This is a genomic window from Campylobacter sp. IFREMER_LSEM_CL2194, assembly GCF_025771685.1.
Taxonomy (GTDB): Bacteria; Campylobacterota; Campylobacteria; order Campylobacterales; family Campylobacteraceae; genus Campylobacter_D.
Window position 1 is genome coordinate 16,356 of sequence record NZ_JAKMQS010000008.1, and the last position, 24,426, is coordinate 40,781.

27 protein-coding genes and 1 tRNA gene are annotated in these 24,426 nt (G+C 29.2%); 16 read left to right on the top strand and 12 right to left on the bottom strand.

What is annotated here, in order from left to right:
* Window positions 1–3: 3 nt before the first annotated feature.
* Genes L8V79_RS05290 through L8V79_RS05305 form a run of 4 tightly spaced genes read right to left on the bottom strand, consistent with a single transcriptional unit; the run spans window position 4 to window position 3,247 of the window.
* A complete protein-coding gene (locus tag L8V79_RS05290; protein WP_039617961.1) occupies window positions 4–810 on the bottom strand; it encodes an adenylosuccinate lyase in 807 nt (268 codons plus the stop codon).
* Between the two features lie 18 nt (window positions 811–828).
* A complete protein-coding gene (locus tag L8V79_RS05295; RefSeq protein WP_263663958.1) occupies window positions 829–1,548 on the bottom strand; it encodes an arginyltransferase in 720 nt (239 codons plus the stop codon).
* Window positions 1,548–1,808, bottom strand: coding sequence for a hypothetical protein (locus L8V79_RS05300; RefSeq protein ID WP_263702778.1), 261 nt, complete (start codon window positions 1,806–1,808; stop codon window positions 1,548–1,550). The genes L8V79_RS05295 and L8V79_RS05300 overlap by 1 nt, the downstream gene beginning before the upstream one ends.
* On the bottom strand, window positions 1,805–3,247 hold the full coding sequence (locus tag L8V79_RS05305) for an acetyl-CoA carboxylase subunit A (RefSeq protein ID WP_039668233.1): 1,443 nt from the start codon (window positions 3,245–3,247) through the stop codon (window positions 1,805–1,807). The genes L8V79_RS05300 and L8V79_RS05305 overlap by 4 nt, the downstream gene beginning before the upstream one ends.
* 120 nt (window positions 3,248–3,367) lie before the next feature.
* On the opposite strand from L8V79_RS05305, the gene L8V79_RS05310 reads away from it, so the two are divergent.
* Window positions 3,368–3,444, top strand: a tRNA-Arg gene (locus tag L8V79_RS05310).
* Window positions 3,445–3,450: 6 nt separating this feature from the next.
* On the opposite strand, the gene tgt is transcribed toward L8V79_RS05310, so the two are convergent.
* From tgt to folD, 4 genes are all read right to left on the bottom strand, one after another.
* Window positions 3,451–4,569: a tRNA guanosine(34) transglycosylase Tgt gene (gene tgt / locus L8V79_RS05315; RefSeq protein WP_263702779.1), complete on the bottom strand. Its 1,119-nt coding sequence runs from the start codon at window positions 4,567–4,569 to the stop codon at window positions 3,451–3,453.
* A gap of 88 nt (window positions 4,570–4,657) precedes the next feature.
* Window positions 4,658–5,824 carry a pyridoxal phosphate-dependent aminotransferase gene (locus L8V79_RS05320; protein WP_263663964.1) on the bottom strand — a complete coding sequence of 389 codons (1,167 nt, stop codon included), beginning with the start codon at window positions 5,822–5,824 and terminating at the stop codon, window positions 4,658–4,660.
* A 163-nt stretch (window positions 5,825–5,987) separates the two neighbouring features.
* A complete protein-coding gene (gene lepB, locus L8V79_RS05325) occupies window positions 5,988–6,836 on the bottom strand; it encodes a signal peptidase I (protein WP_263663966.1) in 849 nt (282 codons plus the stop codon).
* On the bottom strand, window positions 6,833–7,681 hold the full coding sequence (folD, locus tag L8V79_RS05330) for a bifunctional methylenetetrahydrofolate dehydrogenase/methenyltetrahydrofolate cyclohydrolase FolD (RefSeq protein WP_263702780.1): 849 nt from the start codon (window positions 7,679–7,681) through the stop codon (window positions 6,833–6,835). Before folD ends, lepB begins: the two co-directional genes overlap by 4 nt.
* Before the next feature lie 80 nt (window positions 7,682–7,761).
* Here folD and L8V79_RS05335 point away from each other — a divergent pair, with 80 nt between their 5' ends.
* From L8V79_RS05335 to L8V79_RS05365, 7 genes are read left to right on the top strand one after another with little or no spacing between them, the layout of a single operon-like run.
* The gene (locus L8V79_RS05335) at window positions 7,762–8,112 is read left to right on the top strand and encodes a c-type cytochrome (protein ID WP_263692276.1); all 351 of its coding nucleotides are present in this window, start codon (window positions 7,762–7,764) and stop codon (window positions 8,110–8,112) included.
* Complete coding sequence (gene hemL / locus L8V79_RS05340) at window positions 8,102–9,379, top strand: glutamate-1-semialdehyde 2,1-aminomutase (protein ID WP_039617944.1); 1,278 nt, start codon at window positions 8,102–8,104, stop codon at window positions 9,377–9,379. Before L8V79_RS05335 ends, hemL begins: the two co-directional genes overlap by 11 nt.
* Complete coding sequence (locus tag L8V79_RS05345) at window positions 9,376–9,654, top strand: AtpZ/AtpI family protein (protein ID WP_039641170.1); 279 nt, start codon at window positions 9,376–9,378, stop codon at window positions 9,652–9,654. Before hemL ends, L8V79_RS05345 begins: the two co-directional genes overlap by 4 nt.
* A complete protein-coding gene (locus tag L8V79_RS05350; RefSeq protein ID WP_263692274.1) occupies window positions 9,638–10,123 on the top strand; it encodes a hypothetical protein in 486 nt (161 codons plus the stop codon). The genes L8V79_RS05345 and L8V79_RS05350 overlap by 17 nt, the downstream gene beginning before the upstream one ends.
* Window positions 10,120–11,313, top strand: a complete 1,194-nt coding sequence (locus tag L8V79_RS05355) for an MFS transporter (RefSeq protein WP_263702831.1) — start codon at window positions 10,120–10,122, stop codon at window positions 11,311–11,313. Before L8V79_RS05350 ends, L8V79_RS05355 begins: the two co-directional genes overlap by 4 nt.
* Window positions 11,303–13,264 carry a flagellar hook-length control protein FliK gene (locus L8V79_RS05360; RefSeq protein ID WP_263702781.1) on the top strand — a complete coding sequence of 654 codons (1,962 nt, stop codon included), beginning with the start codon at window positions 11,303–11,305 and terminating at the stop codon, window positions 13,262–13,264. The genes L8V79_RS05355 and L8V79_RS05360 overlap by 11 nt, the downstream gene beginning before the upstream one ends.
* Window positions 13,265–13,266: 2 nt before the next feature.
* Window positions 13,267–13,557, top strand: coding sequence for a FlhB-like flagellar biosynthesis protein (locus tag L8V79_RS05365; protein WP_039617937.1), 291 nt, complete (start codon window positions 13,267–13,269; stop codon window positions 13,555–13,557).
* Here the strand turns inward: L8V79_RS05365 and L8V79_RS05370 are convergent.
* Both L8V79_RS05370 and L8V79_RS05375 read right to left on the bottom strand, forming a co-directional pair.
* A complete protein-coding gene (locus tag L8V79_RS05370; protein WP_263702782.1) occupies window positions 13,532–14,341 on the bottom strand; it encodes a phosphatidylserine decarboxylase in 810 nt (269 codons plus the stop codon). The genes L8V79_RS05365 and L8V79_RS05370 overlap by 26 nt on opposite strands.
* A complete protein-coding gene (locus tag L8V79_RS05375) occupies window positions 14,342–15,472 on the bottom strand; it encodes a metallophosphoesterase (RefSeq protein WP_263702783.1) in 1,131 nt (376 codons plus the stop codon).
* Window positions 15,473–15,542: 70 nt separating this feature from the next.
* Between L8V79_RS05375 and abc-f the strand changes: the two genes are divergently transcribed.
* The 7 genes from abc-f to L8V79_RS05410 are packed head-to-tail and all read left to right on the top strand — an operon-like array spanning window position 15,543 to window position 22,281.
* Window positions 15,543–17,480 carry a ribosomal protection-like ABC-F family protein gene (abc-f, locus tag L8V79_RS05380; protein WP_263702784.1) on the top strand — a complete coding sequence of 646 codons (1,938 nt, stop codon included), beginning with the start codon at window positions 15,543–15,545 and terminating at the stop codon, window positions 17,478–17,480.
* A gap of 53 nt (window positions 17,481–17,533) precedes the next feature.
* Window positions 17,534–18,721, top strand: a complete 1,188-nt coding sequence (locus L8V79_RS05385) for a M48 family metallopeptidase (RefSeq protein WP_263702785.1) — start codon at window positions 17,534–17,536, stop codon at window positions 18,719–18,721.
* Entirely contained in the window at window positions 18,721–19,521 is an 801-nt protein-coding gene (locus tag L8V79_RS05390; RefSeq protein WP_263702832.1) for a HemK/PrmC family methyltransferase, read from the top strand. The genes L8V79_RS05385 and L8V79_RS05390 overlap by 1 nt, the downstream gene beginning before the upstream one ends.
* Window positions 19,522–19,551: 30 nt before the next feature.
* Window positions 19,552–20,019, top strand: coding sequence for a DUF4149 domain-containing protein (locus L8V79_RS05395; RefSeq protein WP_263702786.1), 468 nt, complete (start codon window positions 19,552–19,554; stop codon window positions 20,017–20,019).
* Window positions 20,020–20,052: 33 nt separating this feature from the next.
* Window positions 20,053–20,802 (top strand): flagellin, encoded by a 750-nt coding sequence (locus L8V79_RS05400; protein WP_263702787.1) that lies wholly within the window; start codon window positions 20,053–20,055, stop codon window positions 20,800–20,802.
* Window positions 20,803–20,839: 37 nt separating this feature from the next.
* Window positions 20,840–21,715 (top strand): tRNA 5-methoxyuridine(34)/uridine 5-oxyacetic acid(34) synthase CmoB, encoded by an 876-nt coding sequence (cmoB, locus tag L8V79_RS05405; protein ID WP_263702788.1) that lies wholly within the window; start codon window positions 20,840–20,842, stop codon window positions 21,713–21,715.
* A gap of 2 nt (window positions 21,716–21,717) precedes the next feature.
* Entirely contained in the window at window positions 21,718–22,281 is a 564-nt protein-coding gene (locus L8V79_RS05410; RefSeq protein WP_263683024.1) for a hypothetical protein, read from the top strand.
* Here L8V79_RS05410 and L8V79_RS05415 read toward each other — a convergent pair.
* Window positions 22,261–22,446, bottom strand: a complete 186-nt coding sequence (locus tag L8V79_RS05415; RefSeq protein ID WP_263702789.1) for a hypothetical protein — start codon at window positions 22,444–22,446, stop codon at window positions 22,261–22,263. The genes L8V79_RS05410 and L8V79_RS05415 overlap by 21 nt on opposite strands.
* 8 nt (window positions 22,447–22,454) lie before the next feature.
* The gene (locus tag L8V79_RS05420) at window positions 22,455–22,979 is read right to left on the bottom strand and encodes a thermonuclease family protein (RefSeq protein WP_263702790.1); all 525 of its coding nucleotides are present in this window, start codon (window positions 22,977–22,979) and stop codon (window positions 22,455–22,457) included.
* Window positions 22,980–23,032: 53 nt separating this feature from the next.
* On the opposite strand from L8V79_RS05420, the gene L8V79_RS05425 reads away from it, so the two are divergent.
* On the top strand, window positions 23,033–24,301 hold the full coding sequence (locus L8V79_RS05425; protein WP_263702791.1) for a M20/M25/M40 family metallo-hydrolase: 1,269 nt from the start codon (window positions 23,033–23,035) through the stop codon (window positions 24,299–24,301).
* Window positions 24,302–24,426 lie beyond the last annotated feature (125 nt).

Genomic DNA, 24,426 nt, shown 5'->3' on the forward strand with positions numbered 1-24,426 from the left:
GCATCAAGTATTATTTTTATATAAAGATTTTAAGCTCTCATAAGCAAGCTGAATTTTCTCAAATTCTTCACGGCAATAAGCTTGTTCGATCTTACTTTTACCTTGATGGCGATCAGGATGATAAATTTTAACCAAATTAAGATAATTTTGTCTAATAGTAGCAAAATCATCACTAGAATTACATCCTAGTGTTTGAAAATAATTTTCAAAAAGCTTTGCCAGAGCATTAAATTTCCAATTAGTACTAGCTTTGTTTTTCATTTTATTTCTAAATTCTAAAAGCTGAGTTTCATTAATCGTAAAATCAACACAATATTTCAAATGCTCATTTACACTAGCTAAAATTTCTAAAAGATTTAAAGTATTATCATCTTTGTATTCTACTGAAAAAATACAATTTTTTTCATCATACACGCTTTTATGGTCTTTAAAATACTGCTCTAAATACACAGCAAATAATTTTTCATTCGAACTTAGTGTGATTAAAATATTCTTTTGTGCAAAACCTATTTTAGCAAAGATTACAGGTTTTAAAGTATTTGCTTGAGCAAGATTTAATTTAAAGGTTTTATAATGTGCAAAAGCAAGATTATCAATTTGATTTCCAGTATTTTTTTTATATTTGTGGTTAACAAGTTTTAAAAAATATCTTCTTTGAGGAATTTCATTTTCTACAAAAAAAGACAAGGTTTTATTTTTATTACCTATAACTTTGGAAAAATTTTTACGGATAAGATCTTGAAAATATTTAAACATTAAAAAATCATCAGTATTAACACTAACTGATTCTAAAGTTTGCACTACTTGCATAAAATCCTCTCTATAAACCTAACTCCACAAAAATGCTTGCTCATTTAAAGCACTAGTGTGTTTTAAAATTTCATTTGGACTATAATCGGCTTTATATGCTAAAGATTGACACCCTTTTACAAAATATCCCAAATAAATATATTTTAATTTTTTTAATTGTGCAAGTTTAATTTCTGTTAAAAGTGAGTATTTACCAAGACTTAGATGGGAAAAATCTGGATCATAAAAACAATAAATGCTAGAAATTCCATCTTCTAAAATATCAATCAAATCAACACAAACTAACTTATTGTCTATATAAAAATCAAGCTCATATCCAAAAGTACCAGCATTATCTACATAAAGATTGTAATATTTTCTAAAATTTAAATCATAAATTTTCCAATTTCTTTTATCTTTTTGGTAATGGTGATATTTTTCATAAAGCAATAAATGCTCATCACTTAAAGAAGGTTTTTGTAAGATTATTTTAGTGGCTGTATTTTTTTTCAAAACCCTGCGATAACTTTTGCTAAAATGAAAATTTTCTACTAAAATACGTAAATTTTGACACTCATTGCAATCATTACATATTGGTCTTGAAAAATACGAACCAAAGCGACGCCAACCTCTTGAAACTAGTTCTTGATTTTGTGTTTTTGTGATAAAAGATATATAATTATACTCATTTCTACAGTATCTATTTTCAAGATAAGGACATTCTTCTTCTAAAGTACAAAAACCAATAATATTATTCATTAGATCTTTTTAATATCACTATTTTTTACAAATTCCATAAATTCATTAGCCAAACGCTCTTCTTTTAAAAACATATCTTCAAATTCTTGCTCTTGTTTTTTATCTTCATTCTGTTTAGCTAAATCTTTTTGTATAGCATCTAAGTCAGTATTTTTCATACTAACTACACTTTTACTCGCTTTAATCTTTTCTTTTTTTACTTGACCTTGTTCTTTTTGGAGTGCTTTTTTTATATCTTTTAATTCATCTAAAAAACTCATGATTGTCTACTTTCTTTTATCTTTTGTAAAGTCGCAGCTATAGCAGCAATTACTTCTTCTTTGTTTTCTTGGTGTCTATCTTCTGTTTTTTCTAAAAGCTCTTCCATATGTGTTTCTATAAAAGAAGTATCAAAATACCCTCTTCTAAATTCTCTTATTTTGGTAATTGCAATCAAAAATGGCACAGTTGTTCTAATATCATCAATCACAAATTCTTTCAAAGCTCTCTCAAGTCTATTAACCGCACTATCATAACTTGAGCCTTTAACAATTAATTTTGCAAGCAAAGAATCATAATAAGGTGGCACAGTATAGTCTTTATATAAATGACTATCCACTCTTACAGACGGTCCTAAAGCTGGAAAATATTCTGTGATTTTACCCGGACTTGGAATGAAATTTTTCCATACATTTTCTGCTGTAATCCTAGCTTCTATCGCAAAGCCTCTTGGTTTTATATCGCTTTGCTCAAGATCTAAAATTTCCCCATTTGCTATACGAATTTGTCTTGTGATAAGATCAATTCCTGTGATTTCTTCTGTGATTGGGTGTTCTACTTGAATTCTTGTATTCATTTCCATAAAATAAAATCTATTATAATCATCAAGTAAAAACTCAACCGTCCCAACATTGGTATAACCCACAGCTTTTGCAGCAGCTACTGCGGTAACTCCTATGGTTTTTCTTAGTTTTTCTGAGATACTTGGACAAGGTGCAATTTCAATAATTTTTTGATGTCTTCTTTGTATTGAACAATCCCTTTCACAAAGATGGATGATATTACCATAATTATCTGCTAAAATTTGAAACTCAATATGCCTTGGATTAATAACATATTTTTCCATAAAAACTTCATCATTTTTAAAAAAGCTTAATGCCTCTCTTTTGCACGCTTCAAAAGATTTTTCTAAATCTTCTTCTTTATGTACTACGCGTATACCTCTACCACCACCGCCACCACTGGCTTTTAAAATCACCGGATAACCTATTTTTAAAGCTTGAAGTTTTATCTCTTCTAATGTACAATGATTTAATTTTTCAGTACCTGGAACCACAGGAATTCCATTTTTTTTCATTAAATATCTTGCTATATTTTTATTTCCCATTTTACGGATAACATCTGATTTTGGCCCTATAAAGATAATCCCTGCTTCTTCACATTCTTTAGCAAACTCATAATTTTCACTTAAAAAGCCATATCCAGGATGTATAGCATCAGCCCCGCAAGCTTTAGCAATTTCAACTATTCTTTTGCCATCTAAATACCCTCTTATAGCATCAGTTCCTATTCTATACGCTTCATCAGCAACTTTTACATGCAAACACTCATGATCAGGTTCAGTATAAACAGCAACACTTTTTATATGTAAATCTCTACAAGCACGGATTACCCTTACTGCAATCTCACCTCTATTAGCTATTAAAATCTTATGTATCATTACTTTGCCTTAAGCTAAAATATTATTCAAAGAAGATTAGCATAAAAATATAAAAATTCTATAAAATTACTTATTTTTGCTAATTTTAAGAATTTTTTGATAAAATTACTCTTTTATTTTGCGCCCATAGCTCAGCTGGATAGAGCATTTGATTGCGGTTCAAAAGGTCAGAGGTTCGAATCCTCTTGGGCGTACCACTTTACTTACATTCTTTGTCTATAAAATTCCTTTCTAAAATTTTCAAATTCATCTTTGATAATAGCTTCACGCATTTGCTTTACCAAATTTAGATAATAATGCAAATTGTGAATACTTGCAAGTCTAAAAAAGGTTAATTCTTTAGCTTTAAATAAATGATTTAAATAAGCTCTTGAAAAATTCTTACATGTATAGCAAGAACATTTACTGTCTATAGGAGCATGATCAGTGATAAATTCTGCTTTTTTGATATTAAATTTTCCAAAGCTAGTAAATAAAGTTCCATTTCTTGCATTTCTTGTTGGCATCACACAATCAAACATATCAACACCTCTTGCTACATTTTCTACTAAATCTTCAGGTGTGCCAACTCCCATTAAATATCTAGGACGATTGTTATCCACATAAGGCATCATAGCTTCAACCGTATCGTACATAGCCTCATTTTCTTCTCCTACGCTCAATCCACCTATAGCAAGTCCATCAAAATCCATCTCACAAAGTGCTTGAGAACAAATTTTTCTAGCTTCAAAATCCGTTCCACCTTGGATAATACCAAAGATATTTTGCCCTATTCCTACACCTTGGTTTTGCTTTAATTTATGATAATCAATAGCTTCTTTTGCCCATTTTATAGTACGTTTTAAAGAAAGCTCTATCCTTTCTTTACTTGCAGGCAAAGCCACTAAATCATCTAAAATCATCATAATGTCTGAGTTAAAATCATACTGAGCATCTAAAACGCTTTGCGGGGTAAAATAATGCAAACTTCCATCAATATGACTTTTAAATTCAATTCCTTTTTCATCGGGTTTTGAATTTTTACTTAAAGAAAAAGCTTGAAAGCCTCCACTATCTGTTAAAAAAGATCCATTAAATTTACTAAAACCATGCAAGCCACCCATTTGTTTAATCACCTTAGAACCTGGTCTTAAATACAAATGATAAGTATTTGCTAAAATGATTTTTGCATTTAAAATTTCACTCATATCGACAGCATCTAAACTTTTAATCGCAGCCAAAGTTCCAACTGGCATAAAGATGGGAGTTAAAATTTCACTATGTGTAGTTTTTATACGACAAGCTCTAGCATTTGCACTTTTATATTGAACTTCAAATTCCATTGATTTTCCTATATTTTTTGCATAATCATACCAAAGACTTGCTTATAAGTTTTTTGAAAGAAAGCCTGTTTTTAACAGGCTTAAGATTTTAGTAGTTTTTTACAAATTCAACGATTTTTTCACAACCTTCAATGATATCTTTTTCATTAGTTGCATAAGAAAGTCTAAAATACCCTTCCATACCAAAACCTATGCCTGGTACTAAAGCTACTTTTTGCTCTTCTAATAATCTTTTACAAAATCTCATAGAATCACTATCAACTTCCTTACAAGAGATAAATAAATAAAAAGCTCCTTGTGGAATTTGTTCTAATTTTAACTTATCGCTTTTAGCTAAAATTTCACACGCTAATTCTCTACGCTTTAAAAAGGCTTGTCTCATCATTTCAATATCACGATCTGCTTTTCCAAGCAAGGCTGGTAAAGCTGCATGCTGAATGATTGAGCAGATATTTGAAGTGCTTTGTCCTTGTAATTTTTTAACAGCATTATTAAACTCACTCATTTTGCTTGCCATGTATCCAAAACGCCATCCTGGCATAGCACCACATTTACTAAGACCGTTAATACTTACAGTTCTATTTAAAGCATCTTCACTAACTTGCGCAAAAGCACAAAATTCTCCATCATAAACTAATTTTTCATAAATCTCATCACTCAAAACTACGATTTTAGTTCCCTCTAAAACCTTAGCTAAAGCAGTAATTTCTTCTTTAGAATATATAGCACCCGTAGGATTTGATGGGGAATTAAACATCAAAACCTTTGTTTTTGGAGTAATAGCTTGTTTTAATTGCTCAGGAGTAATTTTAAAGCCATTTTTTGCTTCACCTTCTATAAATACAGGAGTTGCGCCTGCAAATTTCACCATTTCAGGATAACTTACCCAATAAGGACTTGGTATGATAACCTCATCACCTTCTTCAACCAAACACTCAATCGCCATAAACAAAGAATGTTTAGCACCAACATTGGTAATGATTTCGCTTGCTTTATATTCTAAATTATTATCATTTTTAAATTTATATTGTATAGCCTCTATAACTTCTTTTATACCCACAACTGGCGTATAAGCTCCACAACCTTTTTCGATAGCTTCAATTGCTGCTTTTTTAATGATTTCTGGAGTATCAAAATCAGGTTCACCTGCTGAAAAACTAATAACTTTTTCACCATTTGCTTTTAAAGTTTTGGCTATATCAGTCATTACTAAAGTTAAGGATTCTCCTAAATTTTGAGATCTTTGACTTAGCATTTTTTATCCTTTATTTTTTGCTTTGATTTTTATTTGTGTTAATTGTTACAACTTGGAGCTTAAAAAAATCTACGAATAAAATTAAGAGTGTATATTTTTATAAATTTGTGTAGAAACTATACATTTTCTACACATAAAAATTTTATATTGTTTCTTTGAGTAATTATTCTAAAGCTTCTATATCGCTTTCATTATGATGGATAAAACGCTCATCTTTTTCTATAGTTTCAACCAAACGCCCTACTCTTTCCCATCTAACTTTTTTATTTTCATCCCATGAAAAATAAATAAACCAAGGTTGACCAACTATGTATTTATAATCTACACTCCCCCAAAATCTACTATCACTAGAGTGATCACGATTATCACCCATCATAAAATACTCATTTTCAGGTACTTTATAATAATAAGCATTAAAACCATAAATATTATTAGCACCTAATTCATCAAAAGAAACGGGCTTCATAGCAAATTGACCTAAATTTAAATAGCGAAAAAACACACTTTCTATATCCACTCTAGAATCATAATGTATTCCTTTTTCTACAAAAGGTTCTTTTACAAAAAGTCTTCCGCCTATGATTTTTGTTTTATTAGGATAATAATCTTTCATATACTCATCACCCTCAACCATACGCACATATAAGGTTTTATTTGCAAAAACAACCTCATCTCCGCCCTTAGCCACACATCTTTTTACATAATGAATTTTTGGCTCATGTGGATATCTAAATACTACAATATCTCCTCTTTTAGGACCCTCAGCACTTACTAAATGCCCATTTTTATTAAAATCAGGTAAAACAGGTACTTCTATCCAAGGAATATGCGGAGTTGGAATACCATAGGAGAATTTTTTTACAAATAAAAAATCCCCCACTAATAAAGTATTTTTCATAGAACCACTTGGTATGGTAAAAGCTTGTATAAAGAAAAATATAATCAATAAAACAACTATTAAAGTTCCTGTCCAAGATTGTGTGAATTTATAGATTTTTTTGAAAAAATTCATTTTTTAATCCTATTTTTAGCTGATTTTATAGTATTTTCTAAAAGCATTGCTATAGTCATAGGCCCTACCCCGCCTGGTACAGGAGTAATATAACTAGCTTTTTTACTTACATTTTCAAAATCAACATCACCTACTATTTTTCCATCAACCCTATTAATCCCTACATCAACTACTATCACATCCTCTTTAACCATATCTTCTTTTAAAAGATTTGGACAACCTGCCGCTACAATGATAATATCAGCATTTTTTGTATAAGCTTTTAAATCTTTTGTATAAATATGACAAATACTCACACTAGCATTAGCATTTAATAAAAGCGTAGCCATAGGACGACCTACTATATTAGAAGCTCCTATTACAACCACATCAGCACCTTGTAATTTTATATCATAATGCTCTAAAATTTTCATAACACCCAAAGGCGTACATGGCAAAAAACCACCTTTTAAATTTAAATTTAAATTCCCGACATTAAAAGGATGAAAACCATCTACATCTTTATTAAAATTAATACTTTCTAGGATGATATCTTTATTAATATGTGCTGGTAATGGAAGCTGAACCAAAATCCCATCAACACTATCATCATGATTTAAGGTATTAATCAAAGCCAAAAGCTCATTTTGAGTTGTGTTTACATCAAGTTTATAAACCAAAGACTTAATCCCACATTGCTCACAAGCCTTTGCTTTAGAACCCACATAAGTAGCACTAGCAGGATCTTCTCCTACTAAAATCACAGCCAAGCAAGGCTCTATACTTTGATCTTTAAGCTTTACTACTTCTTGTTTAAGATTTTCTTTAATCTCATCACTCAGTCTTTTGCCATCTAAAAGTGTCATTTCTTTCCTTAAATTTATAGCTTTCTTTAACTTAAAAAATTGTATCATAACAAAACTTCTTTTTTTGTTAAAGGTGATAAATGAAAATTATTTTATTTTTATTTTTTATAGTTTATAGTGCTTGGGCTGAAGATTTTATTTCACCTAAAGAGTACCAAGAATCCCTTTACAAAAATCCAAGAGGCATAAGTTGCGCTAAATGTCATGGTGATGGAGGACAACAAATACTAGGGTATTACACTAAAAATGGAGAAAAAACTCCTTTTATAGTGCCAAGTATTAAAAATACACTCTATAAGCGTTTTAGAGAAATTCTAAGCCAACCTCAGGAGGCAAAAAGCATTATGCCAACTTACTCATTAACAGAAGATGAGATCAAATCGCTTTATGATTACATTACTAACAATAAAAGGAGTAAAAATGAAAAATAACAAAAAAGCCTTTGAAGAAGCTTGTGAATATATAGCAGGTGGAGTTGATTCTCCTGTGCGTGCCTTTGCTAGCGTAGGTAGCAATCCTTTATTTATCAAACAAGGAAAAGGTGCTTATATTAGTGATATAGAAGATAATACTTATATAGATTATGTACAAAGTTGGGGACCTTTGCTTTTTGGGCATTGTGATGAAGATATTGAAAAAGCTTGTAAAAAAGCTTTAGAACATGGTTCAAGCTTTGGTGCACCAACCCTAGCTGAAACTAAATTGGCCAAATTTATCTTAAAAGATTGGCCGCATTTAGACAAAATACGCTTTGTAAGTAGTGGCACAGAAGCTACTATGAGTGCTATTCGTCTTGCAAGAGGATTTAGCAAAAAAGATAAAATCATCAAATTTGAAGGATGTTATCATGGACATTCTGATTCTTTATTAGTAAGCGCTGGAAGTGGTGCAGCTACTTTTAACACTCCAAGCTCACTAGGAGTATTAACCGATGTAGCTAAAAATACTCTAGTAGCTATTTATAATGACATTGATAGTGTTAAAAACTTAATCAATAATGATGATAATATAGCTTGTATCATTATAGAGCCAATTGCAGGAAACATGGGTTTAGTGCCTGCTAAAATAGAATTTTTACAAGAGCTAAGAAAACTATGTGATGAGCATCAAATTCTTTTGATTTTTGATGAAGTTATGAGTGGCTTTAGAGCTTCATACCTAGGCTCTTTTGGAATTAATAATATAAAAGCTGATATAGTAACTTTTGGTAAGGTTATAGGCGGAGGTATGCCTGCGGCTGCTTTTGCTGCAAGGGCTGAGATTATGGATTTATTAAGTCCTTTAGGCGGGGTATATCAAGCAGGAACACTAAGTGGCAATCCTCTTGCTATGGCTGCAGGTTATGCAAGCTTAAAAAAAGCAAGAAATTATGAAGGTTTATATGAAAAATTAGAAAAACTAGGCAAAAGACTTACCCAAGGCTTTAAAGAGGCTGCAAATGATTGTAAAATTCCTTTGCAAGTTAATTGCGTTGGTTCTATGTTTGGATTTTTCTTTTGTGAAAACCCTGTTAATAATTATCAAGATGCTTTAAAATCAGATACTAAATTATTTGCTAAATTTCATGCACAAATGCTAAGCAAAGGCGTGTATTTAGCACCATCTCAATTTGAAACAGGTTTTATATGTGAATGTATGGATAAAAAAATCATTGATAAAACCATACAAGCAGCACAAGAAAGTTTTAAAGCCCTATGAATAAAAGACAAAAAATCATTCGTAAAGGTATAGAAGCTGCAGATGGATTAAGCCTTGGCATATCCATGGTTGTGGCTGTTTTAATCGGGGTTGGCATAGGCTATTTTTTAAAAAATTTAACTGGTATAGTTTGGCTTTTTTGGGTAGGAGTTTTTATAGGAGTAGCTGCGGCGATTTTAAATGTTTATAAAGCTTACAAGGCACAAGTAAAAAGCTACGAGGAATTTAAAGAAGAAAATCGCTATAAAGATTTAAAAAATGATCCTAAAGCCTAAAATTTTACTAAAACTCTTACTAGGATTAAATTTACTTTTCTTAGCAGGAGTTTTTTTCTATAAAGAATTAAGCTTTAAAACCTTTATAAGCTTTGAATTTGGCTTTTTGGCACAAAATTTAATCATTCTGGTATCTTTTTTAAATTATAAAAATTTTATTTTTAAAGCAGCTAAAAATTATGATTTTACACAAAGACCTTTGCAAATTTTTGCTAAAAAACAATATTCTTTGCCAAAAATTATAAAATTTATCCATATAGATGACGATTTAAAACCAAAATTTAAAAGTATTTTTAAAAACGCATTAGCTTTTTTTTCTTTGTTTAAAATTTTTGCTTATGTGTTTTTAATAGTAGGATTTTTATTTTTAGAGTTTCAAGGCTTAATGAGTATTTTTGCCTTGTTTTGTGCAATGTTTGTCACACCCATAGCGGTATTAATATATAATTTTTTAATAAGAAAATGTTGAGCTCAAAGAGAACGATTAGATCATTAACTGCATTGTTTTTTGGTATGATTTTTGTTTTTATAGGAAGTGCTTTAACGGTAAATTCTATAGCAATTATTTTAAAACATAACGATGTTAGTAATTTTTATATAGGGATAATAGGAAGTTGTTATTTTCTTGGTGCTATGGTAAGCACTATTAGTGCTCATAGGATAGTCTCTAAAGTAGGACATATAAGATCTTTTGGAATTTTTGCCATCATTTTTGGTATAGCTACTATGCTTCATAGTTTAAACTCTAATCTTTATTTTTGGATGGTTTTGAGATTTTTGCTTGGTTTTTGTTACTATGCACTTTTAATGGTCATAGAATCATGGCTTAATGAAAAAGCAAAAAATGCTATTCGCTCAAGAGTAATAGCCTTTTATGAAGTAGTATTTTACTCATCATCAGGCTTTGGAATTTTACTTATGTCATTTGATTTCCCAAGTAATACAGTATTTATTTTAAGCGCTAGTTTTATTATGTTTGCTTCTATTCCTTTGTTTTTAATCCGTATTAAAGAGCCGGTTTTACCACAAAAAACCAAAATTTCCATCCCTAAAGTTTTTGACATAGTGCCTTTAGCTTTAGTGACAAGCTTTATAGCAGGTATGCTTTTGAATGGATTTTTCTCCATGGCTTCTTTATTTATACTCATACAAGGATTTGGCGCAAAAGAAGCTTCGATTTTTATATTTTGCACCATGTTAGGAGGATTTATATCTCAACTTTTCATCGGAACCCTTTCTGATAAAATTAGTCGTAAATTTGCTATTATTTTATGTGCTTTTACAGCTTTAAGTGCTATGCTTTGTATTTTATTATTAAGCTTTAATATTTATTTAAAATACTTTTTTGGCTTTTTACTGGGTATGGGAATGTGTTGTTTATATGCTCTTTCTTTAGCTAGGGCAAATGACATGCTTGAAGATTCTAGCAAAAGAGTTGAACTTGGCAGAGCCGTTCTTTTTACTTATTCTTTTGGTGCTTTATTTGCGCCTGCTGTACTTGGAACTTTAATGTATTATTTTGAAGGCAATGGTTTTATGTATTTTTACATCGTTTTATTAACTGTTTTAATTGCCTTTGCTATAGATAAACCAAAATTTAAAAATCTAACCAAATTTAAAAGAAAACCAGGTAATATGGTAATGCTAGATGATAACTAATATTTCTAACAATCAAAATCAATTTGCAAAAAATGAAACAAGCAAAGACAACAAAAGCGAGAAATCAGACAAAAAAACCTCACTTAACGATGCTTTAAAAAATCCTTTATTTTCTAAAAATGATCCTGAAGTCAAATTGCCTAAAGACTATGTAAGCAAAATCGATCAAAAATTACAAGAATTATTAAATAAACTCTTAGATCAAATCAAAACCAACAAAGATCCTGATTTAGCAGTATTAAAAAATCACAAAGATTTAAATTTTGCACCTAATTTTGCTAATGAAGTTAAAAAACTTCAAGCAGAGCTTTCTAAAAATCCTGAATTTGAAAAACTACTTAAAGTTTTAGAAGATCTAGTTAAACCCGCTAAAGATATCAACAATAAAAATCTTTCATCTTTGGTAAAAAATTCAGGTGTTTTTTTAGAAGCAAAACTCAATCATTCTTTAAAAGAGCAAAATTTACCACAAAGTTTTTTTAATCTTTTAAATACCATAAAAGGAGCTACTAGTGAAAATCTAAAACGCGATATAAGTAATTTAGATCTTAAAAATCTTGACACCACAAGTACACTAAAAGAACTTATTCACATCTTACAAAATCATAAAAAAGATAATAAAATTTCTTTAGAAAATACAAACTACAAGACACTTTTTAAACTATTTGATAAAATAGAAAATTTTAAAAATTATATCAATAAAAATCCAAATTCCATTAGCCAAGAAAAGCTACAAAATATTGCTAATAATTTCATTAAAAATCTTAATAAAAATTTAGCACTTATCAATAAAGAACTAGCCAAACCTGAAAATATAAAAATTCAAAATACGCATATACTAAAAGAACTTAGTCAAAGCATTAAAGATCTTATAACACTTTTAAAAGACATAAAAAATCACAAAAACAAAACTGAAATAACACAAGAAAATTTAAATAAAACTCCACATACTAAAGACATCAAAGAAGAGTTAAAAGAGGAAATAAAAACTCCGCAAAAAAACACAGAGGATAAAAAAGAAGTTCAACAAAAACAAGAAAGCATGACAAAAGATAAAGAAATTCAAAACACAAAAGAAGAAAAAACACCACAAAAAAATACTGAAGATTTAAACAAAAATGATAATAAAAGTCAAAATTTACAAACAAATAACACTAAATTAGAAGATATATTTAAAAGTACTTCAGGTAAAATTTTACTAGAAGATATTTTCAAACAAAATGTAAGTAAAAATCTTAATTTTAGTCAAAATTTACAAGAAGAGCTTTTAAATAATCTAAACAAAGAACTAGGTTTAATAGGAAGAAAACTCAATGAGGTTTTAAAGGCTTTAGATCCTAAAAATTATGAAGCAAAAAATTCTTTAGATGATATAAAAAACATAGAAAAAAAATTAGAACTTTCTATAAAAGATCTTGGAAAAATTACTCCAAAAGATAGCACAGAAATTTCTTCAGAATTACAAAAAGATATCAAATCCACTCTTTTGCAAGTTTCTAATCTGGCTAAAAATTTAGACAATGAAAGCATACTAAATCAAGCAAATCGTCTTATAGCTCAACTTGAGTTTAATCAGCTTTTATCTTTAGCTAATAATAGCATTCATACTTTTTTACCTTTCTTTTGGGATGATTTAGAAAAATCTAATGTAGTTTTCAAACGCGGTAAAAAAGATAAATTTTATGCACAAATTAATCTTGAATTTGAAAAATTAGGAAAAATCAATGTATTTCTATCTCTAAGCAATGATAAATACATCGATATAAATATGATGATAGAAAATGCTAATTTTAGAAAAAAACTTTACGAAAGAGCACATGAGCTAAAAAAAGCCTTAGTTAAAGTAGGACTTCTAAGCTCTAATTTTTTCATCAGTGATATAGTTAAAAGCAAATTTCACAATCAAGAAGAATACAATGACTTTAATATGGGTTTTGATACAAGGGCTTAAAAATGGCTAAAAAAACAAAAAAAGCCGTTGCGCTAGGCTATAACAAAGAAGATCAAAATGCACCAAAAATTCTAGCTAATGCTAAGGGTGAAAACGCCGCTAAAATCATCTCTTTAGCTAAAGAAAATGGCATACCCATAAAAGAAGACAAAGACTTAGTAGAAGTTCTTAGTAAGCTTGATCTAGGCGATGAAATCCCACCTAATATGTATAAAGCAGTGGCTGAAATTTTTGCCTTTTTATATAAAGTTGCCAATGAAGATGAGACTAAGCAAAATCCGCAATCTTCTTAGAAAATTCAACTTGCTCATAAGCGTTTTTACTAAATTTTAAAAACCCTTTTTGGGCAATTAAAACTATAGTTGAACCTAGCTCAAAATTTCCAAGCCTTTGACCTTTTTTTGCAAAAAGCCCATCATAAGTATGAGTAAAATCAAAATTTGCGGCATTAGTTTGTATGCTAGCATCAAAGCTAAAATGCATTTTACCAACATTTAGCGCACCCACAAATACCATCCAAAGTATAAATTTTCCCTCCACTAAGCACTTTAAAACTACTCTTTCATTTTTAGTATAAAGGTTTATAATCTTAGCTAACTTTGCCTCACTCACACTAAATAAAGCTCCACTCATATAAGTAGCACTTAAAATTTGCATATTACAAGGTGCATGATAATGATGATAATCTTTTGGAGATAGATAAATATTTGCATAATCTATGCCATTTTCTAATTCTTCTTTGCTAGCTGAGTTTTTTAAAAGCTCTTCTATACTATAACTTGAACCTTTAATGCTAAAGGCTAAATTTTCTTTTAAGTCATTTTGAAAACTACTTCCAAGTTCTAAAATTTTACCATCACTTGGACTTACAAAGCCATCTTCTAATTCTCGCTCATTTAATAAAGTTCTTGTAAATAAAGCATTTAAACTCTCGTATTCTTCTAAAGGTTTAAATTCGCTCATATTGATATTAAAAGCATTTACATAAGCTTTATTAATGTTTTTTTGTATGATTTTTGGAAATTTATATTTTGCTATGATTCCAAACATTTTTGAAGTACTATTACTAAATCCCACTCATTCTCCTTTTAATCTAATCAAAGCTATCTCACTAGGAGCTAAAAATCTCACAGCAGGTCCCCAAAAACCAGCTCCACTGCTTACATAAAGCAAACAATCCTTGCTTAATTTATAAAGCCCATACACAAAGCCTTGTTCTAGATATACTAGTAAAGAAAAAGGGAAGATTTGTCCTGCGTGTGTATGTCCTGATAAAATCAAATCAAACCCACTCACATCATAAGTTTTTACATATTTTGGTTGATGCGTGATTAAAATATTAACTTTTTCTTGATTGATTTGAGTTTTGATTTTTTCTATATTACTTTCTTTAAAACCCAAACGTTTAGCAGCCAAATCCAAAGTCCCACTTAAAGTAAAATCCCCAAAATCAATACTTTCATCTTCTAAAACTTTGAAATTTTTAAGCGTTTTAAGCTTTTTGCTTATTGCATTTATATCATTATAATACTCATGATTTCCATAAACAAAATAAGTACCATATTTTGATTTAAAATTTTCTAATAAATTAATATAAGACATACTAGCTATATCTGCATCGATTAAATCCCCAGCTATAATGACTATATCAGCATTTAAAGCATTAACCTCATCAATCAAGGTTTTTAAAAAATCTTCACCTAAATTTTTTCCCAAATGCACATCAGAAAGCAAAGCTATGTTTAAATCTTCTTTTAAATTTTTAATTTTAATATCCACTTCATTAACCTTAGGTGTACTAATAGCATTTACAAAGCCTTTAAACACCATACTAACGCTAAGTATAATAAGCCAAGAATCAAAAATTAATTTTAAAAACTTTCTTCTTTGAAGGCTAAAAATTTGCTCTTTTTTATTTTCGTTAAAGAAAATCCAAGAACCAATTTCAAAAACCACTCCAAAAAGCAAGAAAAAGCAAGTAATAGTAGGAAAAATAGCTAAAATATAATAAAGCTTTTCATGCAAAAAATCCCCACGCATATTTACAAAAAAGATTAATTCGCATGCAAAAACTATTAAAACAAAAGCTAATACAAACTTCTTATAAGGTTTTAAAAATTCAACCCTACTTAAAAATCTTTTATAAATATACCAATTTGCCAAAGCAAAAAATAAAACTAATAAAGTAAAAAAAACAAACACTCTCATAGTGTAATTTTATTTAAGCAAAATTAATACTTTTTAAAGTAAAATCGCAAAAAACATTTGGGAAAGAAATTTGGCTTTAATAGATTTAATCGATGCAAATAAGAAATTTAATACAAAAATAGTTTTAGAAAATGCAAATTTTAGCGCAAATTTAGGAGAAAAAATCGCCATTATAGGCAAAAATGGCGAAGGAAAATCAAGCTTTTTAAAAGCCCTTATGGGAACTTTAAAACTAGATAGCGGTAGAGTGATTAAACAAAATAACACTAGCATAGGTATGCTAAGCCAACAAGTAAGCTTTGAAAGCACCTTAAGCGTGAGCGAAGCCATCAAAAAAGAACTTGAAGAAATTTACCAAGCCTTAAAAGAATTTGAAAACTACAACGAAAAACTAGCTCTTGATCCTGAAAATAAAGAATATTTAAAAAAAATAGATGAATTAAGTTTATTTATAGATTCAAAAGATGCATGGAATTTAGACCAAAAAATACAAAGAATACTAGAAGAGTTTAAACTATTAGAATATAAAGACAGAACACTTTGCTCTTTAAGCGGAGGAGAGATAAGACGTGTAGGGCTTTGCACGCTTTTGCTGAAAAATCCTGATATATTATTGCTTGATGAGCCAACCAACCATCTAGATGTATATATGAGTAGCTTTTTAGAAGAAAGATTGAAAGCTTCTAAAATGTGTGTTATTTTCATCTCCCATGATAGATATTTTATCGATGCAATAGCTCAAAAATGCGTAGAAATAGAAGCAGGAAAACTAAGCATTTTTGAGGGTGGATATACGCAATATCTAGAAAAAAAAGCAGCTATTTTAGCCTCCTTAGCTAAAAGTCATGAAACCTTACTTAAGCAACTAAAAAGCGAGGAAGAATGGCTAAGAAGAGGAGTCAAAGCTAGGCTTAAACGCAACGAAGGACGCAAAGAACGCATTTTTAAAATGCGTGAAGAAGCTAAGAAAAACCCAGGAGCTATCAAACGCTTACAACTTGAAATCAAAAGAGCAAGTAAAAATTTTAACCAAACTCAAAGCCAAAACCGCAAAAAAATGCTTTTTGAACTTAAAAATATCTCAAAATCCATAGCAGGCAAGACACTTTTTAAAGACTTTAGTGCACGAATTTTACAAGGTGAACGCATAGCCATAGTAGGTAAAAATGGCTGTGGGAAATCTACTTTTTTAAAGATTTTACTTGATCAAATTCCACTTGATAGCGGGGAAATTAAAAGAGGTGAAGTTAAGATAGGATATTTTGATCAAAGCAGAAGCTTACTCAATACCGATAAAAAACTTTTAGAAATTTTTTGCCCAAATGGTGGTGATCATATTCAAGTGCGTGGTAAAAATATGCATGTTTATGGGTATTTAAAACAATTTTTATTTCCAAAAGAATTTTTAGAGCAAAGTGTGAGTGTGTTAAGTGGGGGCGAGAAAAACAGAGTTGCCCTAGCCTTGCTTTTTACTAAAGAATATGATGTATTAATCTTAGATGAACCAACAAATGATTTAGACATAGCTACGATTAATATTTTAGAAGAATATTTACTTTCTTTTGAAGGTGCGATTTTGCTTGTATCACATGATAGATACTTTGTTGATAAAATAGCAACTAAACTTTATGCTTTTGAAGATAATGCAAATATTAATATAGAAGTTCTTTCTTACAGCGAATATTTAGAAAATGAAAAAGAATATAAAGACTTTGAAGAATTTTCTAAAAGCTTAGAAATAAATACCACAACAAGTGTAAAAACAAAAGAAAAATCAAGTAAAAAACTAAGCTATAAAGAAAATGAAATTTTAAACTCATATCCTGATAAAATTCATAAATTAGAAGAAGAAATCAAAGAAATCAAAAATGCCCTAAGCAATCCTGCAATCTATCAAGAACTAGGTATAAATACCCTTTATGAAAAGCTAAACTCTTTAGAAAATGAACTTAGTATTTTAGAAGAAGCTTATTTTGAGGTTTTGGAAAAAAGTGAAAGCACTGATTAACTTTATATATTTTAAATAAGATAAAATTACTCAAATTTATTTAAGGAAAAACTATGACTTTAATATCTATTTTATGTATTTACACGGCCTTTTTGGTTTTTATATCTTATATGCAAATTGCATTTTTAAAAAAAGAAAGAGAAAAGCAAGCAATTATTTTAAATGAGCATGATTATAAAAATGCTGCAAATATCGCTATAGAAAATGAAAAATACAAAATCTTTTCTAATCTTTATAATCTGATAATTAATATTTCTTGGATTGGCTTTGGTTTTTTGTATTTAAAAGAAATTTTTATAAAAGAAAATTCTACTTTAGAAAATACTTTATTTTTACTTGCATTTTCATTGATTATTAGTATTTTAAATTTACCACTTAGTTATTACGAAAGCTTTATAAAAGATAAAAAACACGGATTTTCAAATATGACTTTAGTACTTTTTATTAAAGACAACATTAAATCTTTAGCCCTAATGCTTATTTTTGGCTTTTTAATCATCTATGCTTTAGTATTTTGCTTTGAATTTTTTAGCACATACTGGTGGATCGTTGCTTTTGCTTTAAGCTTTATAATCATACTTATTATAAATCTCATCTACCCTACACTTATTGCACCTATGTTTAATAAAATGAAAAAACTCGAAGATGAAAATTTATTAGAAAAAATCACCAATTTAATGCAAAAATGTGGCTTTAGTGCAAATGGTGTTTATGTTATTGATGCAAGTAAAAGGGATAAAAGATTAAATGCTTATTTTGGCGGTTTATTTAAAAGCAAAAGAGTGGTGCTTTTTGATACACTTTTAAATGCTTTAAAAGAAAAAGAACTCATTGCTGTTTTAGGTCATGAGCTAGGACATTTTGTGCATAAAGATTTACTAAAAATGTTATTTTCTAGTGCTTTGATGCTTTTTGCTTTATTTTTTATCTTTGCACATTTACCAAGCTTTTTTTATATTGAAAGTCATTTAGATGGAGTAAATGCTGGAGTTTTTGCGCTTTTATTGATTTTTGGAAATATTTTTACTTTTATTATCTCCCCGCTACTTAATAAAATGAGTCAAAAAAATGAATTTAATGCTGACTTACATGGAGCAAAACTAAGCTCTAAAGAAGATATGAAAAATGCCCTCATAGCCTTAGCAAAAGAAAATAAAGCCTTTGTTAAAACAAGTAAAATTTATACTTTCTTTCATCTAAGTCATCCTTGTATTTACGATAGAATCAAAGCTTTGCAATGATTTCAATCAAACAGGCCTTAAAGCAAGCTTACGCAAAAGATTCTACTCACAAAGAATATATACTTTTTATTCTTTGTGAGCTTTTACAAAAAGATAAGGCTTGGATTTTTTTAAATCCTGAATTTCAAATCAATGAAAAAGTTTTTTTAGAATACGTAGATAAATTTTTAAATGGCGAGCCTTTTGAGTATTTATTTCAAAAAACACAGTTTTATGGTTTAGATTTTTTTATTGAAAAAGGGGTTTTAATACCGCGTTTTGATAGTGAAATATTACTTGAAAGATGCTTAGAAATTTTAGATCATAACTCTTTTAAAAATATACTTGAAATTGGCTTTGGGAGTGGAATTTTAAGCATCTCTCTAGCAAAGTTAAAGCAAATTTTTATACAAGCTTGCGATATCAATCCAAAAGCATTGGAACTTGCTAAAAAAAATGCAGATTTTCATAATGTTTCAAATTTAATTGATTTTCAACTTTGTGATTTTAAAAATATGCAAGGAAATTTTGACTTTATTTTTTCCAATCCACCTTATATTAAAAATGACTATCCTTTAGATAAATGGGTGCAAAATGAACCGCATAATGCTTTATTTGGCGGGGATAAAGGTTGGGAAATTTTACATAAAATTATCCTTTTTGCCAAAAATCATAACACAAAAGTCTTAGCATGTGAATTTGGTTATGATCAAAAAGCAATTTTAAATAAAATTTTAGAAGAAAATGATTTTAAAGCTACTTTTTATCAAGATTATAATGGATTTGATAGAGCCTTTGTTGCGTGGAATTTAAAAAATTAGACTATAATTATCTTTTTATAGGAGAAAATAATGAAATCAATATATTTATTTTTACTAGCAAGTTTAATTGGGATTGAAATTAGCATAGGCGTACTTTTAGCTCCGACTATATTTTATCCTGCTAAATTCATAGGCGAAGGAGTTTTAACTCATTTTCAAAGTGGACTTTTAATGACACACATTTTTGTGCAATTTGGTTATGTTTTACTAGGTGTGAGTGTTTTATCTGTTTTAATGGAAATTTTCTCATTTAAGGATAAAAATTTAACTTTTAAAATAAATTTTTCAAAATTCATGCTTTCTTTAATCATTTTGGCACTAAGTTTGCTTTTTGTATTTTACTTCACTGCTTATGTTTTAGAAGCACAAAACTTAGGAGAAGAAGCAACTAAGACTCAAGAATTTATAAAAATTCATGGTGCAAGTGAAGTTGTGATGAAAATTATCATGTTATCACAAGTAATTTTATTTTTTTTAAATTTTAAAACAAAAAAATGATATAATAAAATAAGTCTTTAAAAGGAGTCAAAGATGAAAATAGGCGACATAGGAACAACTCAACAAAACCATTACTTAAATCAAGCTCAAAAAAGCCAAGAAAAAGCTTTAGAAAATATAGCCACAATGCGTGCTATAGACGGGAGTGATGGGGCAAATTTAGCCATAGCTGATTCTTTAAGAAGTCAGTATAGCACTATAGATCAAGGTATTTTAAACGCTTATGACTCAGTGGGTGTTTTGCAAATTGCAGACTCAGCGCTAAATAATATCTCAGCTACTGCAGATAGACTTAATGAACTTTCAGTACGCTCAAATAGTGCTGCATTAAATGATAGACAAAAAAGTATGCTAAATACCGAAGCAAATAAACTCATCAGCTCAATCAATGATGCATTTTCAAATGCAACTTTTAATGGAAAAAATGTTTTCCAAAGTATGGATTTTGTTGTTGGATCTGGGGTTGAAAGTATCAATTTAAATCAACCAAGCACGGCAAACTTAAGCCTTGAAAACCAAGATGGAATTCGCGATTTTCAAGATCAAGTAGGTTCTTTACGCGCAGATATTGGTGCTGGGATTAATGCTATCCATTCTAATATCAACTCATCTTTGCAAACTAGCATTAACACTAAAGAAGCTGAAAGTAAATTGCAAAATAATGACTTAGCGCAAAATATTAATGATTTTAATGCAAATTACCTAAAAGAAAATGCATTTTTATTTGCAAATGCTCACTCAAATGTAATGCTACAAACTAAACTAGCAAGCCTACTTCAATAATAAAACTCCCAAATAAGGGAGTTTTTTAAGGAAAAATATGCAAGATAATGCTTTATTAAAGCAAGTTTTAAAACATCCTTTATATGAAAAAATTCAAAAACTTGGCACAAAAGTTCAAAACTCAAATTATCTTATAAACGAAAGTTTTGATATTTTTTGCGATAAAAGTTTAGATAATGAGATTAAGGACATTGCCTTAGAATTAAAACCTTGGCGCAAAGGACCTTTTAAAATCAATGATTTGTTCATAGATACAGAGTGGCAAAGTTTTATTAAATTTAACATATTAAAGCCTTATATGCAAGAAATCAAAGGCAAAGTGGTTGCGGATATTGGTTGTAATAATGGTTATTATATGTTTAAAATGCTTGAATTTAATCCTTCAAAACTCATAGGTTTTGATCCTTCTATTAAGTATTATTTGCAATTTTTACTTTTAAACTCTATTGCAAAAACTCCTATACAATATGAGCTTTTAGGCGTGGCTGATGTACCAAATTATGGCATAAAATTTGATGTGATTTTTTGTCTTGGCGTAATTTATCATCGCAGTGATCCTATAGCCATGCTAAAACAACTCAAGCAATCTTTAAATAAAGATGGTATAGTCTTTTTAGATACTATGTATATAGAAGATGAAAGAGAAATTGCACTTATCCCTCAAAAAACTTATTCAAAAATACCAAATATTTTTTTCATTCCGTCGATATTGGGTTTAAGAAATTGGTGTTATAGAGCTGGATTTAGTGAATTTGAAGTTATAGCAACTAAACAAACTGATTTTGAAGAACAAAGAAAAACGCAATGGATTGATTCTTATTCTTTAGATCAATTTTTAGACGAAAATGACTCAAATTTAACTTGTGAAGGCTATGAAGCACCAAAAAGAGTTTATGTTAAATTAAAGGTGTAAAAATGGCAAGAACAGTAAGTGCTGTTACTATAGAAGAGCTAATAGACCCTGAAGAATTAAATCGCATTAAATCAGAACTTATCACTTGTCCAGGGATAAATAATGCTTTAGCAGGAAGCATTTCTCATATAGAAAAAAACTTTGCTAAAGGTATCTTAATCACAACCCATGATATGGCAGTAGATGAGCTAGGATTAGTGCATAGTGGTTTTGTATTTAACGCGGCAAATTATATAGCTCAAGCTGCAATCAATAAAGAATTTAGCGTCTTAATAGGCTCAAGAAGCTTTTTTTATGCGCCTTTAAAAGTTGGAGATGTTTTAAATCTTGAAGCAAGCGCTCTATTTAGCGATGATTCAAGAAAAAGAGAGGTTAAAGTAGTTGGCTTTGTAAATGATATTAAAATTTTCGATGCATCTTTTCAAGTAATCACCACAGATGATCATATATTTAAATTAAAACAAAGTCAAAGCACAAGCTCTAGCAGTCAAAACCAACAAGAAACCTCCAAGCAAGATGCTACTCCAGAGGAATTAAATGCTGTTTTAAAAGGAATCGGGAGTTAAAGGTAAATCCACCCAATTCTTTGAGCATTCTTTATGGTAAGTCCCGCTTGCATCATAATATTCTTTACAATCATCATAAAAGCGGTTTGAAATTCCTCTTTCATTTGCAAAACAACCACCAAAAAATAATGCTAAAAATCCAATGAAAAATATTTTTTTAAACATCTCTTTTCCTATTTTAATCTTATTTGTTTACGCCATTTGTAAGGCTCTATAGGATTTTCATCTACCCATAAGCCTTTTTTATTTTCTTTGGCATAATTTTGCTCATTTACATATAAATCACTATAATGTTCATAAGCCCAAGCAAAACCATTTTTAACCATAACTTGATTGATATCTTTATCATTTAAATACACAATGGCTAAAATTCTACCATATTTATCCTCATCTTTTACATTCAAAACCACTTCTTTATTCAAGACAATTGCATTTAAAAATTGCGCAGCCATCTTTCCATAAGCTTGATCACTTTCAGGTGCATCTATACCAAAAAGTCTAATTTTAAGTTTTTCATCTTCAAATTTAGCCTCAATAGTATCCCCATCTACTACACGACTTACTTTAGCATTAATGTATGAGCCACTATCATAATTTAAAATATAAGCAAAAGCAAATAAAAAAAGTGCAATTAAAAATTTCTTTGGATCTTTTAGTAAAGTTATTAGTAATTTAATTTGCTTTTTAGAAATTTTCATTTAAACCTCATCTATATAAAAATATGCCATAATTACAACAAAAAGGAGATTTTATGCAAGAAATTATACAAAATTTTAAACAAATTACTCAAATACCTCATTGTAGTTTCCATACTGAAGAATTAAAAAATTTTCTTATTGATTTTGCCAAAAGTCAAAATTGCCGAGTAAACGTTGATAAAGCGGGTAATATCCATGCATATAAAGGAAAACCTAAAATTTGTTTACAAAGTCATTATGATATGGTTTGCATGGGAGAGGCTCCTAATATACAAATGTATGAAGAAAATGGATATTTAAAGGCCAAAAACTCGAGCTTGGGTGCAGATAATGGCATAGGAGTATCATTAATGATGCAAGCTTTAAAAGACTTTGAAAATATCGAATGTCTTTTTACTAATGATGAGGAAGTTGGCCTTTGTGGAGCAAATAATCTTACACATGCTTTGATTTCAAACAAACTATTAAATTTAGATCATGAGAGTGATGATGAAGTTGTTATAGGTTGTGCTGGCGGTGTGGATATTTTTGCTAGTTTAAACTTAGAAATAGACGAAAAAGAAGGTGAATGCTATGAAATAGAAGCAATTGATTTTAAAGGCGGGCATTCAGGGATTGATATTGTTAAAAATATTAAATCTTCTATTAAAGAAGCAAGTTATTTTATCACTCAAAACCAAGGTGAGCTTTGCGAATTTAACGCAGGTGAGAGAATCAACTCTATACCAAAACATGCTAAAATCATAGCATTTTTTAAAAATCCCCCAAAAGAAAATAATCATTTTAAAGTGAATTATATAGGTAAAATCAAAAGGACATATTATAAAAATTCTCAAATCATTTTAAATCTTATCAATGCTTTTGCACAAGGTGTTAGAACTTTTAATCATCAATTAAATTTAGTCCAAACAAGTATCAATCTTTCATTAGCTTATGAAAAAGAAGGTAAATTTCATTTTGAACTTTTTGCAAGGTCGAATGATTTACAAGAGCTTAAAAATATAGAATTTGAAACCTTAACTTATTTTAAAATGCAAAATTGTGAAGTTTCAAGTGCAAATTTTTATCCGCCTTGGGTCAACAAAGATACTAATTTCGGAGAAGAAATTCTAAGTTATTTCAAAAAAGAAAATCCAAACGCCAAGCTTTATACTATACATGCTGGTTTAGAATGTGGTATTATAAGTGAAAAACAACCACTAGAATGTTGCTCCATAGGCCCAAATATCCATAGCCCCCACTCAACAGATGAAAAATGTGAAATAGCTTCTATTGAAAAAATCAGCAAAATTCTTTTTACTATCTTAAAAAATTACCAATAAGCAAAAAACCAATATTTTGACAAACAAATTCAAAATATTGGTAAATATTTATTTAAATAAGAAAAAATTTTATTTACTATTAATAAAACTTACACTATACTCTCGCATATTTTAAAAACAAGGAG

Bases quoted from the DNA above. Each gene is read 5' to 3' on its own strand.
- L8V79_RS05335 (WP_263692276.1), top strand. From the start codon at position 7,762: ATGAAAATTATTTTATTTTTATTTTTTATAGTTTATAGTGCTTGGGCT.
- L8V79_RS05420 (WP_263702790.1), bottom strand. From the start codon at position 22,979: ATGAAAATTTCTAAAAAGCAAATTAAATTACTAATAACTTTACTAAAA.
- lepB (WP_263663966.1), bottom strand. From the start codon at position 6,836: ATGAATTTTTTCAAAAAAATCTATAAATTCACACAATCTTGGACAGGA.
- L8V79_RS05375 (WP_263702783.1), bottom strand. From the start codon at position 15,472: ATGAGAGTGTTTGTTTTTTTTACTTTATTAGTTTTATTTTTTGCTTTG.
- L8V79_RS05395 (WP_263702786.1), top strand. From the start codon at position 19,552: ATGAAATCAATATATTTATTTTTACTAGCAAGTTTAATTGGGATTGAA.
- L8V79_RS05345 (WP_039641170.1), top strand. From the start codon at position 9,376: ATGAATAAAAGACAAAAAATCATTCGTAAAGGTATAGAAGCTGCAGAT.
- L8V79_RS05410 (WP_263683024.1), top strand. From the start codon at position 21,718: ATGGCAAGAACAGTAAGTGCTGTTACTATAGAAGAGCTAATAGACCCT.
- L8V79_RS05425 (WP_263702791.1), top strand. From the start codon at position 23,033: ATGCAAGAAATTATACAAAATTTTAAACAAATTACTCAAATACCTCAT.
- hemL (WP_039617944.1), top strand. From the start codon at position 8,102: ATGAAAAATAACAAAAAAGCCTTTGAAGAAGCTTGTGAATATATAGCA.
- L8V79_RS05365 (WP_039617937.1), top strand. From the start codon at position 13,267: ATGGCTAAAAAAACAAAAAAAGCCGTTGCGCTAGGCTATAACAAAGAA.
- L8V79_RS05360 (WP_263702781.1), top strand. From the start codon at position 11,303: ATGATAACTAATATTTCTAACAATCAAAATCAATTTGCAAAAAATGAA.
- L8V79_RS05295 (WP_263663958.1), bottom strand. From the start codon at position 1,548: ATGAATAATATTATTGGTTTTTGTACTTTAGAAGAAGAATGTCCTTAT.
- folD (WP_263702780.1), bottom strand. From the start codon at position 7,681: ATGACACTTTTAGATGGCAAAAGACTGAGTGATGAGATTAAAGAAAAT.
- tgt (WP_263702779.1), bottom strand. From the start codon at position 4,569: ATGGAATTTGAAGTTCAATATAAAAGTGCAAATGCTAGAGCTTGTCGT.
- L8V79_RS05300 (WP_263702778.1), bottom strand. From the start codon at position 1,808: ATGAGTTTTTTAGATGAATTAAAAGATATAAAAAAAGCACTCCAAAAA.
- L8V79_RS05290 (WP_039617961.1), bottom strand. From the start codon at position 810: ATGCAAGTAGTGCAAACTTTAGAATCAGTTAGTGTTAATACTGATGAT.
- L8V79_RS05350 (WP_263692274.1), top strand. From the start codon at position 9,638: ATGATCCTAAAGCCTAAAATTTTACTAAAACTCTTACTAGGATTAAAT.
- L8V79_RS05305 (WP_039668233.1), bottom strand. From the start codon at position 3,247: ATGATACATAAGATTTTAATAGCTAATAGAGGTGAGATTGCAGTAAGG.
- L8V79_RS05400 (WP_263702787.1), top strand. From the start codon at position 20,053: ATGAAAATAGGCGACATAGGAACAACTCAACAAAACCATTACTTAAAT.
- L8V79_RS05385 (WP_263702785.1), top strand. From the start codon at position 17,534: ATGACTTTAATATCTATTTTATGTATTTACACGGCCTTTTTGGTTTTT.
- cmoB (WP_263702788.1), top strand. From the start codon at position 20,840: ATGCAAGATAATGCTTTATTAAAGCAAGTTTTAAAACATCCTTTATAT.
- L8V79_RS05320 (WP_263663964.1), bottom strand. From the start codon at position 5,824: ATGCTAAGTCAAAGATCTCAAAATTTAGGAGAATCCTTAACTTTAGTA.
- L8V79_RS05415 (WP_263702789.1), bottom strand. From the start codon at position 22,446: ATGTTTAAAAAAATATTTTTCATTGGATTTTTAGCATTATTTTTTGGT.